At 62.0% G+C, this 13307-nt stretch carries 12 protein-coding genes and 1 pseudogene; 7 read left to right on the top strand and 6 right to left on the bottom strand.

Annotation, left to right across the window (positions count from 1 at the left end; genetic code table 11):
• A pseudogene (locus tag HGP16_RS30965) lies at positions 1-110 on the top strand (IS5/IS1182 family transposase); the annotation flags it as partial.
• A 53-nt stretch (positions 111-163) separates the two neighbouring features.
• On the opposite strand, the gene HGP16_RS30970 reads toward HGP16_RS30965, so the two are convergent.
• From HGP16_RS30970 to HGP16_RS30985, 4 genes are all read right to left on the bottom strand, one after another.
• Entirely contained in the window at positions 164-1045 is an 882-nt protein-coding gene (locus tag HGP16_RS30970; RefSeq protein WP_168843770.1) for an NAD(P)/FAD-dependent oxidoreductase, read from the bottom strand.
• On the bottom strand, positions 1042-1491 hold the full coding sequence (locus HGP16_RS30975; protein WP_168843771.1) for an RrF2 family transcriptional regulator: 450 nt from the start codon (positions 1489-1491) through the stop codon (positions 1042-1044). Before HGP16_RS30975 ends, HGP16_RS30970 begins: the two co-directional genes overlap by 4 nt.
• A gap of 70 nt (positions 1492-1561) precedes the next feature.
• Positions 1562-2167 carry an isochorismatase family protein gene (locus HGP16_RS30980; RefSeq protein WP_246703610.1) on the bottom strand — a complete coding sequence of 202 codons (606 nt, stop codon included), beginning with the start codon at positions 2165-2167 and terminating at the stop codon, positions 1562-1564.
• Between the two features lie 58 nt (positions 2168-2225).
• Positions 2226-2975 (bottom strand): sulfite exporter TauE/SafE family protein, encoded by a 750-nt coding sequence (locus HGP16_RS30985; RefSeq protein ID WP_168843772.1) that lies wholly within the window; start codon positions 2973-2975, stop codon positions 2226-2228.
• Between the two features lie 98 nt (positions 2976-3073).
• Here HGP16_RS30985 and HGP16_RS30990 point away from each other — a divergent pair, with 98 nt between their 5' ends.
• From HGP16_RS30990 to HGP16_RS31010, 5 genes are all read left to right on the top strand, one after another.
• On the top strand, positions 3074-3952 hold the full coding sequence (locus tag HGP16_RS30990; RefSeq protein WP_168843773.1) for a LysR family transcriptional regulator: 879 nt from the start codon (positions 3074-3076) through the stop codon (positions 3950-3952).
• Between the two features lie 84 nt (positions 3953-4036).
• Positions 4037-4843 (top strand): alpha/beta fold hydrolase, encoded by an 807-nt coding sequence (locus HGP16_RS30995; protein ID WP_168843774.1) that lies wholly within the window; start codon positions 4037-4039, stop codon positions 4841-4843.
• A 136-nt stretch (positions 4844-4979) separates the two neighbouring features.
• The gene (locus HGP16_RS31000) at positions 4980-6101 is read left to right on the top strand and encodes an alkene reductase (RefSeq protein ID WP_168843775.1); all 1122 of its coding nucleotides are present in this window, start codon (positions 4980-4982) and stop codon (positions 6099-6101) included.
• Positions 6098-6826: an SDR family NAD(P)-dependent oxidoreductase gene (locus HGP16_RS31005; protein ID WP_168843776.1), complete on the top strand. Its 729-nt coding sequence runs from the start codon at positions 6098-6100 to the stop codon at positions 6824-6826. The genes HGP16_RS31000 and HGP16_RS31005 overlap by 4 nt, the downstream gene beginning before the upstream one ends.
• Before the next feature lie 526 nt (positions 6827-7352).
• The gene (locus HGP16_RS31010; protein ID WP_168843777.1) at positions 7353-8411 is read left to right on the top strand and encodes a LacI family DNA-binding transcriptional regulator; all 1059 of its coding nucleotides are present in this window, start codon (positions 7353-7355) and stop codon (positions 8409-8411) included.
• Positions 8412-8463: 52 nt separating this feature from the next.
• Here HGP16_RS31010 and HGP16_RS31015 read toward each other — a convergent pair whose 3' ends face one another.
• Positions 8464-10644: a mechanosensitive ion channel family protein gene (locus HGP16_RS31015; RefSeq protein ID WP_168843778.1), complete on the bottom strand. Its 2181-nt coding sequence runs from the start codon at positions 10642-10644 to the stop codon at positions 8464-8466.
• A 173-nt stretch (positions 10645-10817) separates the two neighbouring features.
• Here HGP16_RS31015 and HGP16_RS31020 point away from each other — a divergent pair, with 173 nt between their 5' ends.
• Positions 10818-11780, top strand: coding sequence for a hypothetical protein (locus HGP16_RS31020; protein WP_168843779.1), 963 nt, complete (start codon positions 10818-10820; stop codon positions 11778-11780).
• 127 nt (positions 11781-11907) lie between these two features.
• Here HGP16_RS31020 and pncB read toward each other — a convergent pair whose 3' ends face one another.
• The gene (pncB, locus tag HGP16_RS31025; protein WP_168843780.1) at positions 11908-13212 is read right to left on the bottom strand and encodes a nicotinate phosphoribosyltransferase; all 1305 of its coding nucleotides are present in this window, start codon (positions 13210-13212) and stop codon (positions 11908-11910) included.
• Positions 13213-13307: the final 95 nt, after the last annotated feature.

The raw sequence follows: 13307 nt of genomic DNA on the forward strand, positions 1-13307 counted from the left end.
GCTTCTCGAGACTCAAGCAGTTCCGCAGGGTCGCTACGCGCTTCGAAAAAACCGCCGAAAACTACCTCGCAGTCGTCACTATCGCAGCAATCGTCCTATGGATCAGATAACTGTCCACACTTCCTAGCGGATATCGGAGGACGAAAGCCCTCCGCAGCCGATCTTAAAACACCAGCGACCGATGCAGCTGCGCGCCGGCCCAGGCGCCATCGCCGACGGCGAGCGACACCGAATGCGGTATGCGCGCGGCGTCGCCACAGGCAAATGCGCCTGATACCGTGGTTTCCTTCATAGCGTCGGTCCGGATCTGCATGCCGAAAGGCGTTTCCTCCAGCATGCAGCCGAGCCGTTCGGCAACCGGGCTCGAGGGCGACACGCGCGAGGCGGTGAAGAGCCCGGCAAACCGCAGCAGGCTTCCGTCAGCGAGCCGCACGTCTGCATCTCCCTCGATCCCTGCGATCGGCGTTTCCTCGATCGCCACGCCGCGTGTGGCGAGATCGGTGCGCTGTGCTTCATCCGGAGCAAAAGTGCCGTTAAGGAAGAGTGTGACCTCGCCCCATTCCGGCAGCAACTGCGCCTGATGCAGCGACATCGGCCCGGTGGCGATGCAGCCGATGCGGCCCTGATTAAGCTCGTAGCCGTGGCAGTAGGGGCAATGGAAAACGCTCCGGCCCCAACGTTCGCCAAGGCCCTCGATCTCAGGCAATGCATCGGAGACGCCGGTTGCGAAGAGAAGTCGCCGGCCGTCATGGCGTACGCCATCTGCCGTGATCACGACAAAGGCATCCTTCTCGCCCTCGGCCTGTTCGGCAGTCCCCTCGATCCAAGTCAAAGTCGGATAGGCGGAAAGCTGCGCGCGTGCCTTGCGGGCAATCTCGCCGGGGTTGACGCCATCCTGGCCGAGAAAGCCGTGGGAGGTGTCGGCGAAGCGATTGCGGCGCTTGCCGCCGTCGATGACAAGCACCTTGCGGCGGGCACGGAGAAGCTGGAGGGCGGCCGCCATTCCGGCGTAGCTGCCCCCGATGACGATGACGTCATGGCTCATGACAGGGTCCTTTCTGTGCGCCACTGCGCATGACGCCGCGCAAATTCGCCGGCGAGATCAGCAAGCGTGACATTTTCGAAGCGCCGGAGCAGCAAGGCCTCGGCTTCCGCGAAGGCGTCGTCGAGCACGGAATTGACCGATTGCTCGACGAGGCATTCTGGCGTTTCGTTGCGATTGCCGATGGCGAATACCGCCGGCTCGCCGAGCGCCTCGTGCAGCTGGCGGAGCGTGACGGTTTTGAGATCAGCCGCGATCGTCCAGCCGCCGGTATGTCCCTTAGCGGATTTGACGATACCTACCTCGCGCAGCAGCCCCATGGTACGCCGCACGACGACGGGATTGGTGTGCATGCATTGCGCCAGGGTTTCGGATGTCAGCGGTCCATCCTGCTCGGCCATATGGAGAAGAGCATGGAGAACGGAAGAAAGTCGGCTGTCTCTTTTCATGTAACTTCAATTATTACGATTCGGCGCGACATTCAAGAGCGGTCTCGTGCTGACGAGGCGAGAACCTCGATTAAGCCCGCTCCTTGAAACGAACCTCGCGCGCTGAAGCGCAAATCTTGATCTCATCGCCCAGCGACCATTCCGCCGCTCGCGCGGCCAAAGCCGCAGGCACGCCCTGCGACCCCGGGCCGGCGGGAACGTCATAGGTGGCGTGCGCATCATGCGGCAGCAGCACGCCATAGCCGCGCTCAAGCGCTCCCCGCGCCGTCGCGGCAACGCACATCTCCGAAAGCACGCCGCAGATCACCAGATCCTTCACGCCAAAGGCGGTCAAAATGGCATTAAGATCGGTGCCGTCGAAACCATCATCCTCCGTCTTCCTGATGACCACCTCGCCGGACAGGGGCGGAAAATGGAGTTTCCATCCGGGTTGAAGCGGCTCATCCACCGCACCCGTCGGACCATCGTTCTGCAGGAAAATCACCGGTGCCCATGCCGATCGCGCCTTGTCCAACAGGATCTCGACCACCGACCTCAGCATGGCATGGCCAGGAACCGCGTTCGGGCCTTGCACGAATGCATTCTGCACATCGACGACGAGCAGGGCATCGGCCAGTGAATGGTGATCGGAAATCTCATGCTGTTCTTCTTCCATCGATCCATCAGGTCCCGCCATGAAACAAGCTCCGAAGCATATGGGTGCGCACCGGGCAACCCGGCAATATGAGACTGCCTCAGAAAGAGGCTTTGACGATCATCTCGGCGCCGAGCACCAGAAGGCACATCAAGAACCAACGGCGGAAGGTAACCGGGCTGACGCGATTGCGGATGATCTGGCCGGCCCACATGCCGGCAAGCGCTGGGACGATCGCCAGGGCAGACAGCGCGAGATTGTCGATGCGGAAGGCGCCATGCCAGGCGAGCGCGCCGGCCAGCGCCACCGTGGAGACGGTGAAGGAAAGGCCGAGCGCCTGCACCAGCTCCTCCTTCTCCAATCCCAGCGCCTGAAGATAGGGCACCGCCGGCACGACGAAGACGCCGGTCGCGCCGGTCAGCAAGCCGGTGAGCAAGCCGATGATCGGCGACAGCAGCGGCTCCAGCGTCGCGTGCACATAAAGCTGGCGGGCGAGAAGCGCGTGGCCGGCATAGACGAGGAGTGCTGCACCCAGCCCAGCCGTCGTCACGCGCGTGTCCCCCGCGGCAAGCAAATATGAGCCGGCGAATGTTCCCGCGATCACGAACAAGACCAGGAGGAAGAAGCGACGGGCAAGCGCGCCAAAGCTCGGGCCTGCCAGCAGCTGCCAGACATTGGTGACGAAGGATGGGACGATCAGCAGGCTGGCGGCGATAAGCGGCGAGATCAGCGCGCCCAGCACGCCCATCGCCACGGTCGGCAGCCCCATGCCGGTGACGCCCTTGACCATGCCGGCGATGAAGAAGGTCGCGAAGATCGCCGCGACGAGCCATATCGAATGATCCATCATGCCCTTTCACTAGCAGACGCGAGGTCGGGCACAATGCGGATGATGCGAAGAGAGGCTTCGGCTATGCCGAAGGCTGGAGATGCGATATTCTTTGCTCCATGCGCTTCGACCTGACCGACCTTCGCCTGTTCCTCGCCGTCGTCGATGCCGGCAGCATCACCCATGGGGCGGCCGATGTCGGGCTTTCGCCGCCGGCCGCCAGCGAGCGGCTGCGCGACATGGAGGCGAACGGCGGCGTGCAGCTTCTGGAACGTGGCCGGCGCGGCATTCGTCCGACGCCGGCGGGAGAGGCGCTGGCGCATCATGCGCGACTGATCCAGCGGCAGCTGGCGCAGATGCGCGGCGAACTCGGCGAACATGCGAGCGGCATCAGGGCAACGATCCGGCTTCTCGCCAACACCGCGGCGATCGCCGAGTACCTGCCACCGCGCCTTGCTGACTGGATGGCAAAACATCCGCGAACGGATATCGATCTCAAGGAGCGCCAGAGCATCGAGATCGCACGCGCCGTTTCGGCGGGGCTTACCGAAATCGGCATTCTCTCCAGCGCCGTCGACACGTCAGGCCCAATATTGCGGCCCTTTGCGATCGATCGTCTGGTGGTGGTGATGCCTCGCGACCATGCGCTGGCGGCGGCAAAGCAGATCACTTTCGCGGAGATCCTGCACGAGCATTTCATCGGGCTTGCCGGCGGCGCGCTGCAGGATCATATCGACGCGCAAGCCGCCCGGCTCGGCGCCCGGCTGAAAATGCGCGTGGGGATGCGGACGTTCGAGAGCATCTGCGACATGGCTGGTCAGGGCATCGGCCTTGGCATCATACCTGAAACGGCGGCGCGCCGCTGCAGATCCGCAAAAACAGCGATCTTGCGCCTCACCGACGGCTGGGCCACGCGCCGGCTTTCGGTCTGCGCCCGTTCCCTCGAAGACCTGCCGGCACCGGCCCGCGATCTTTTCGAGCATCTGGCAGCGATATGACCACTGCCTGTTGAAAAAACGAGTTGGGATGGACTAGTCTCGCCACTTGGCTGCCTGGAGGAGGCGGCGCGATGGGAGGTGGATATGGAATTTCACGACGACGAGCTTCACCGCTTCCAAGCCGAGGGGGCTGCGCCCCTGCCGCAAGCCGAGGCGGAAAGCCATGTCGATCATGACGGCGCGCGCATATGGTATGCCTCCTATGGCAGCGGCGCTCCGGTGATCCTCCTGCATGGCGGGCTCGGAAACAGCGGCAATTGGGGCTATCAGGTGCCGGCACTAATCGATGCCGGTCGTCAGGTTGTCGTCGTCGACAGCCGAGGCCATGGCCGCAGTACGCGCGACGAGCGGCCCTATAGCTACGAGCTGATGGCCTTAGACGCTCTCGCCGTCATGGACAGGCTGAAGATCGAGAAAGCGGCCATTGCCGGCTGGAGCGACGGCGCCTGCACGGGCATGATCCTTGGGCGAAGCCATCCGGAGCGCGTTTCCGGCGTCTTCTTCTTTGCCTGCAACATGGACCCGAGCGGCACCAAGGAATTCGTGGCGACGCCCACCATCGAGCGCTGCTTCTCCCGTCATACGGAGGATTACGCCGCCCTGTCGGCCACGCCTGACACGTTCGATGCCTTCGTCAAGGCGGTCGGCCTGATGCAGCGGACGGAGCCGAACTACACAATCGCCGATCTCGCCGAGATCGACGTGTCCGTCGCCATCGTGCACAGCGAGCATGACGAATTCATCAAGCGGGAACACGCCGATTATCTCGTGCGGCACATCCCGGGCGCGAAATTGATCCTCCTGCCCGGCGTCAGCCATTTCGCGCCGTTGCAGCGACCGGCGCAGTTCAACGCCGCCCTGATCGGCTTTCTTTCCGAACTTCCGGCCTGACATCGGATTCAGTTGCGCACGTCCGATTGTTGGAATAAATGATGGCCATCATCTTATTCGAACTCCCGAGACCGAATCGCCGCTGACAGGCCCTTCCGCCCCGGGGAGCAATTTTCGCTCCAGGCAGGAGAATTTTATGACAGCTACTTTGTTTTCGCCGCTTTTCGTCGGCCCGTATGAGCTGGCGCATCGCATCGTCATGGCGCCGCTCACCCGCATGCGGTCGAGCCAGCCGGGCAATACGCCCTCGGCTTTGAATGCCGAATATTATGCCCAACGTGCCAGCGAGGGCGGCCTGATCATTTCCGAAGGTTCGCAGATTTCCCGCGCCGGACAGGGCATGCCGGCAACACCCGGCATCCACACGGCCGAGCAGATCGCCGGCTGGAAGGTGGTGACGGATGCGGTTCATGGCAAGGGCGGCAAGATCTTCCTGCAGCTCTGGCATGTTGGCCGTATCTCCCATTCCTCCCACCAGCCTGATGGTGCTCCGCCGATCGCCCCATCCGCCATCGCCGCCAAGGGTGAGGCTTTTACCGCTACGTTCGAGCGCGTGCCCTTCGAGACGCCGCAGGCGATCGACATCGATCTTATGCCGCTCCTGATCGACGTCTACGCCCAGGCGGCCGCCAATGCCAAGCAGGCCGGCTTCGACGGCGTAGAGATTCACGGCGCAAACGGCTATCTGATCGAGCAATTCCTGCAGGCCCGCACGAACCAGCGCACCGACCAATATGGCGGCTTGATCGAGAACCGCACGCGGCTGCTGCTGGAAGTGGTCGAAGCGGTTTCCGATGTCTGGGGCTCGGATCGCGTCGGCGTCCGCCTCTCGCCTTTCGGTATTGCCAATGACAGCGGTGAGGACGATCCCTTACGTCTCTACGGGCATGTCATTCGCGAACTGGACCGACTCAATCTTGCCTATCTGCATCTGATCGAGCCGCGCGCCAGCGGTGCCGGCCAGGCCGAGGTCGATCATAAGAACGTGCCCTCTGCCGCGGAACTGTTCAGGCCGGCATGGTCCGGCACGCTGATCGCCGCTGGCAATTTCCGGCCGGACACGGCCGAAGCCACGCTTGCCGCCGGCCATGCCGACGCCATCGCTTTCGGCCGTCTCTTCATCGCCAATCCCGATCTGCCGGAGCGCATTCGCCAGGGTGCGCCTCTCAACCCCTATCATCGCTCCACTTTCTATGGCGGTGGCGCCGAGGGTTACACCGACTATCCGACGCTCGATGCCAGGGAGGCGGCCGAATGAGCACGCCAAGCGCCGTGATTGTCGGAGTCGGAGCCGAACAGGGTTTGGGAGCGGCGCTGTGCCGGCTGCTTGCCGACAAGGGCTACCATGTGTTCATTGCCGGCCGGACGGCGGCGAAGATCGATCAGGTCGCCGCCGCCATCCTGGCATCCGGCGGCAGCGCCGAGGCGATCGAAACCGACGCAACAGATGAAGCCGCCGTCATCCGGCTCTTCGAACATGCCTTCGCGTCGCGTGGCGACATTGCGCCGCCCGATCTGGTTGTCTTCAATGCCGGCATCAATCGCCAGATCGCCTTTCGTGCCACCACCGCAGCGCAATTCGAGGAATTCTGGCGTGTCTGCTGCTTCGGTGGCTTCCTTGTGGGGCGCGAGGCGGCGCGTCATTTGGCGCCCCTCGGTCGCGGCACGGTGATCTTCACCGGCGCTTCTGCCAGCCTGCGCGGCAAGGCAGGTTTTGCGCAATTCGCCGCCGCAAAGGCGGGTCTTCGAATGATCAGCCAGAGCATGGCGAGGGAATTCGGACCGCTCGGGCTTCATGTCGCTCACACCATCATCGATGGCGGCATAGATGGCGAGCGGCTGCGCTCACGCCGGCCGGACGTGGATGCCGACGGGTTGCTGAACATCGATGCCATTGCCGAGAGCTACTGGCACATTCATCGCCAGCATCCTTCGGCCTGGACCCAGGAACTCGATCTGCGTCCCTACAAGGAAAGCTTCTGAGGCCGGTATTGGAGCAACTCATGCGCTGCCCCTAGAGCGGATTCAGATTTTAGGTCGAACAGACCTAAAATCATCCGGCCCTAGCAATTCCGCGATAGGGCCTTGGCGATGGCAAGGAACTTTGGCTCTTCATCACAGGTGCGAGGCCGGATTTCGGCTTCGTCCTCCGTGTCCGATGTTTCGTTCGGAATCGTGAAGGACCACGCCGACGGACGATCCCGGCGACGGCGGAAACGTTCTGCCAACCGGCCCAAAATACCTTTGCCGCAAGCGCCGCCATTGTCCGCAGGCGAAGGCCGATCGACGGCATTCGGATTGCAGGGATCACCCCATCGATCATGATAGAGATCCTTGAAAAGATAGTTGTCCAACATCGGCTCATCTCTCTATTTTGAATCGATTCAGTTTCGGCTCGTACCCCTTTTTGAATCGGTTCAATCATATGCCTCAAAGATCCGTCGTCAAGCAGAATTGAACCGATACAACTTCATTGCTAGTATCCTTCGGAAACTCATGGAGGATTTCATTGGTCAAGGGCACCATCAGGCTCGCGGATGTCGCAAAGGCGGCGGGGGTTTCGCAGGGAACCGCCTCCAATGTTTTCAACCGGCCCGAGGTGGTGCGCGAGGAAGTGCGCGAGCATGTGCTCGAGACGGCCAAACGGCTCGGCTATGCCGGCCCGAGCCTGACCGGACGATTGCTGCGGGCCGGAAAGGTCAATGCCATCGGCGTCGCCGCCGTCGAGCCACTGGCCTATTTCTTCGACGATCCCTGGGCTAGGGCACTCCTGGCGGCCGTGTCCCAGGTCTGCGATGCCAGCGGTACGGGCCTGGCGCTGGTCTCGGCCAAGGACCGGCAGAAGCTGGACTGGAACATCAAGAGCGCTCTGGTCGACGGCTTCATCCTGCTCTGCGTGGAAGGCGGCGAAAAGCTGGTTCAGTTGACACGCGAACGGCAATTGCCCTTCATCGCTCTCGCCTTGAATGATGAGGACGGGTCGATCCCCTCGATCAGCGTCGACAATCTGGCAGGTGCGGCCGTCGCCGCCCGGCATCTGGCGGAATTGGGCCACAGGCGTTTCGGCGTGCTCGCGACTGAACTCTCGGACGATCATGTCGGGCCGGTCGGTGTCGCCGACATCGAGCGGGCAATCTATTCCACCTCGCGCGATCGAGCGCTCGGCTATTGGCGGGCGCTCGAAGTGTTCGGGATAAGTCGTGAGGACGTGCCGATCTATGAGACGCTCAACGACAAGCCAAGCGTCGAAGCCGGGCTCGACTACCTGTTTTCCGCGCCCGAGCCGCCGACGGCGATCCTTGCCATGTCCGACAATATCGCGCTTCTGGCGATCAACTGGCTGCGCGCAAAAGGCCTTTCGGTTCCGCAGGACATTTCCGTCATCGGCTTCGATGGCGTGCCGGAAGGCGGCATGGTGGAGCCTGGCCTGACGACGATGGCCCAGCCCTTTGCCGAGATCGCACAGCGCGCGGTAGGGGCCGTCCTCCACGATGCCGTGCCGGCCGAGCGCGAGATGATCGACGTCATACTGGTCGTGCGCGGCAGCACCGCCACGCCGAAGCGATAGGCTCGCTGCCGGCAAAGCCTGAGGGATTCAGGGCGGTGTTCGATTCCGGGCGTCAACCCGCCTGCTGCGCGCCTTCCACGTTTGCCGCACGCATCTCGATAAGCTGCCGGGCAGCGGCGGCCGCCGCGTCCTTGTCGCTTGCCACCTGCACGGTCGGGAAGGCGAACTGGATGCCGTTCTCATCGAAGGACTGCTTGATCAGCGCCAGCGCGCCGCGGCGGATGACGGAGAGCTCGTTCGGCTTGGCGGTGATCGCCAGCCTGATCTCGATCGCGAAATCGCCGAACTGCTCGACGCCCTTCATTTTCAGCGTCTGGATGATATTCGGCGCCAGATCGGCATCTTCGAGCAGACGCTGGCCGATATCCTTGACGATCCGCTTCAGTTTTACCAGGTCGGTATCGTAGGTGACCTTGACGATGATCTTGTCGATGGCCCAGTCGCGATTCATGTTGTTGACCGCACCGAGCGAGCCGAAGGGGATCGTCGCCAGCGGACCGCGCTGGTGGCGCAGCTTTACCGAGCGCAGGCTGAAGGATTCCACTACGCCCTTGTGGTTTCCGCTTTCGATATATTCGCCGATGCGGAAAGCATCGTCCCAGAGATAGAAAACGCCGCTGATGACATCCTTGACGATGGTCTGCGCGCCGAAGCCGACCGCAACGCCGACAACGCCGGCACCGGCGATCAGCGGCCCGATCTGAACGCCGAGACCGGACAGCACCATCATGACGGCGATGATGCCGATGATGACGGCCAGGATATTGCGGAAGATCGGCAGCAACGTCTGCAGCCGGGCGCGGCTCGCCCTCACCTCGTCGGAATCGCTGACGGCGGGCAGGGATTGCATCAGCCTGGCGTCGATATAGGTTTTCGCCAGCTGCCAGACGAGATCGGCGACCAGCAGGATGACGATACCGCCCAGAATGCCGCGCGCGATGCGGCCGATATTCGATTCACTGCCGCTCATCATCGCGGTGGCCTCGACACCCAACATGCGGCCGAGCCAGAGGGCCGCGAAGGTAATGATCAGAGCGCGCACGCCACGATCGAGAAGCACGGTTGCCAGCTTGCCGGCACCGAAGATACCGTCAGCCGCGACATGCAGAGCCTCGATCGCGCGGGTGGACACCGAAAGGACACGCGGCAGCAACATCGCATAGATGCCGAGCCAAAGCAGGCCATCGAAGCCAGCCACCCACAGGCCCCAAAGAGCTGCGAAATAAATCGTCAGTAACCAGGAGACCGTCCGCTTGCCACGACTTGCCGCAACAACGGGCCTCGACCACACGGCTTCCACCGCAATCACAAACAGGCCGATGCCGAGCGCATAGCCGATGAGATCGCGCGCGCCAGCGGAAAAGCCGAGCGACGCGACGGCTTGTATGATAGCCCAGCCGCAAGCAAAATAGATGGCAAACAGCGTGCATCGCCGATACCAATATTTTGCCACACGCCGCCGTTCGGCAATGCGGGCAGCGCCGCCGTCCTCGTCCAGAACATCATCCGTCCGGCGCATCGCGATCAGTTCCATCAAGAGCTTGCCGATGGAGATTGCCAACCTGATTGATACAAGGGCGATAACGCAGGCGATGGCGAAGTTTTCGATGACCGGCGGCCAGTCGAAAGCGAGAAGTGGAATAAGCGTCACCAGACCATGAATGATGGCGGGCACAACGCGGCCCAGGAACTGGAACCGCGCCGCCTGCAACTCTGTCTCGACGCCGGCTGCCCGTTCCGTGCGCTGCATGTGCTTGGTATTGATGAAGCGCGCAACCGCAAGCTCGGCCACCAGCCCGAGAAAAAAGAGGATCACGATCTGGATGACGATGCGGAGCAAGCCGACGGCCTTGCCTTCGCCTTCGAGTTTTTCCGATGCCGTCATGACCTCGTAGGGCAGTGTCATCGCCGCGCCGGATACTACCTCCAGGTGATGGCGCGTATGGCCGAGCAAACCGGACAACACCGACATCTGGTCTCTTCCCGGGGCTTCCGAATCGCCGGCGGTGGAGGTCGGGGTGGAAGTGGGCTGATTGTTGAGCTGCGCGGCGAGCCATTGCTTGACGTCGGGCTCGTTCATCAACTGAATCAGTTCGCGGACCTTATCGGGTGGTGGTGCCGCCGGCTGTGGCGCCGCTGCATTCTGCGCGAGCGACGTGACGGGCGCGGCCAAAGCAAGAAGATATAAAAGCAAGGCTCCGATCCACAGCCTGCTACCCCCGAAATTTCTCATATGCGCTGCCCTTCCCGCAATCGGACCATCCGGCCCGTTCCCGCAGACTATACGCGTTTTTTATCCGGGCAAGCAGGCGCTTACAGCACAAATCCATCGCCCGCCCGGCATTGTCCCGAAGCCATGGCCGCGCTAGGTTCTGCGGCAATACCGGTCGGTACTCGGGGACGCGCGTGTTCAATTTCCTGAAAAGGCTCTTCGGTAAAGGCAGTCGATCCGACACGCGCGGCGGGCAGAGACTGCCCGAACCCGAAGGCACGACGGCCGTCAAGACGCTCGATCTGAACATTCCGGATGAAGCTTTGCAGAACGAGGCGACCTTTGCGGCCTATCTGCAGGAGCGCCTGCCATTCTTCGGCGACCTGATCCGCGTCGATTACGACCCCACAGCCGGCAGCCTGACATTGCATAGCCGCAACGGCGATACGATGACGAAATTCCTGAACAATGCGTTGCTGGCATTGCGCGAAAAGCGAGGGCCGGCGCGCGCGCAGGCGCTGCACAACTATCTCAACATGACGGAAGTCATGGAGGACAATAGCGAACTCGCCAAGGTTCTGCCGGTGCTGAAAACACGCGAATTCGTCGAGGTGGCCCGCCAGCAGATGATGCAGGCCGTCAAGGACGAACCCAGCCCACCGCAATTCGTCTATCTCGACGAGGCGGAAAACCTGATCAAGCTCTTCGTCGTCAACGGCGAGACCACCGTCAGCTACGTCATGTCCACCGCGCTCGACGATTGGGGCATCGATGCCCGGGAGCTTGCCGAGACGGCACAGGCCAACCTGCAGAAATTCTTCGCCAAGACCGGCGTCCAGATCGCCAAACGCAGCCGGTTTCAATATGTCGAGGTGGACGGCCAGTTCGAATCCAGCGTCGCCTTTCTGCCGAATTTCTGGGCGCAAGTGCAAGAGCAATCCGGCGGCGCCGCACCGATCGCCGCATTCCTGTCGCGCGACAAGGTGTTCTTCACGCATGAGAACGACATTCAGGGTCTACAGCTGCTGGAGCTGATCAGCGCCGATCTCAGCGACGTGCCTTACGTCATTTCGCCGGATCAATATCGCTGGGAAAACGGCCGGTGGACGCTGTTCAAGCGGGCGGCCCGAGTAGAAGCGGTAAACGTCCGCCACTAGCGCAATTCCAGGAAAAGTGCGTCGCGGTTTTCCGTCCGGAATTGCGAGACAACAAAGAGATAGAGCGGCTCAGCGATCCCGTGAAAAGCTGAACTGCTCTGAGGCAACCGGACATTCCTCCTGGAAATTACACCAGAACTTCCTGATCGACGCGATCTTCCGCGCCGAAGAATTTCAGATAGCGCTCGACTTCCGCCGGCTCGCCGGTCGCCTTCTGCGGATTGTCGGAGAGTTTGACGGCCGGGCGTCCGTTGGCTTCGATGACCTTGCAGACGATGGAGATGGGGCTCAGCCCCTTGAGTTCGGTCGGCGCGCAGCCGGCGAAGTCATTGGTCAGATTGGTGCCCCAGCCGAAGCTCATGCGCACCCGGCCGTCGAAATGCTTGTAGGTGTCGATGATCGCCTCGACATCGAGCCCGTCGGAAAAGATCAGCAGTTTCTGGCGCGGATCGCGACCCATCTTCTTCCACCAGTCGATGATCTTCTCGCCGCCCTCGATGGGCGGGGCACTGTCGGGACGGAAACCGGTCCAGTCGGCCACCCATTCCGGCGCGTTGCGCAGGAAGGAGGCAGTGCCGAAGGCATCGGGCAGCACGACAAGTAGATTGCCGCCATAGAGACGGTTCCAGTCGCGCAGCACCTTGTAGGGCGCCTTGCCCAGCTCTTCGTCGTTTTTCGCAAGTGCTGCGGCGACCATTGGCAACTCATGCGCATTGGTGCCGACGGCTTCCAGATCGGAATCCATGGCGAGCAGCACGTTGCTCGTGCCGGTGAAGGCATGGGGCACGCCTTCCTTCAGCGCCTCGACGCACCAGCGCTGCCAGAGGAAGCTGTGGCGACGGCGGGTGCCGAAATCGGAGATGCGCAGGCCTGGCAGTTCCCTCAGCCGCTCCACCTTTTCCCACATCTTAGCCTTGGCGCGGGCATAGAGCACATCGAGCGTGAAGGGGCCGAGCGCCTTCAGCGCCGTGCGCGAGCGAAGCTCGTTGATAATGGCGAGCGCGGGAATTTCCCACATCGTCGTTTCCTTCCACGAACCGTGGAAGTCGAGAATATACTGGCCGTCGCGCTTAGAGAGCTCATATTCGGGCAGCTGGAAATTCGACAGCCAGGTGAGGAATTCCGGTTCGAAGATCTGGGCGCGGCCATAGAAGCTGTTACCCGCAAGCCAGATCATCTCCTTCTTGGAGAGGCGGAGCGTGCGGGCGTGATCCAGCTGCTCGCGCAATTCCTTCTCATCGATCACTTCGGCCAGGCGAACGCTCTTGGTGCGATTGATCAGCGAGAAAGTGGCATCGACGTCCGGATAGAGCTTCCAGATCATCTGCAGCATGAGGAGCTTATAGAAATCCGTATCGATCAGACTGCGGACGATCGGATCGAGCTTCCAGGTATGGTTATAGACGCGGGTGGCAATATCCGTCTTGGTCATGTCGTTCCTGCCCCGTCTCCTGCCCTGCGGACGTCATGCTTCTCGCCGGCCGATATGCCAGCATGCGTGTAGAGGCTTGTTATCAAAAAATGTTG

Source organism: Rhizobium sp. P40RR-XXII (assembly GCF_012641405.1).
GTDB lineage: Bacteria > Pseudomonadota > Alphaproteobacteria > Rhizobiales > Rhizobiaceae > Rhizobium.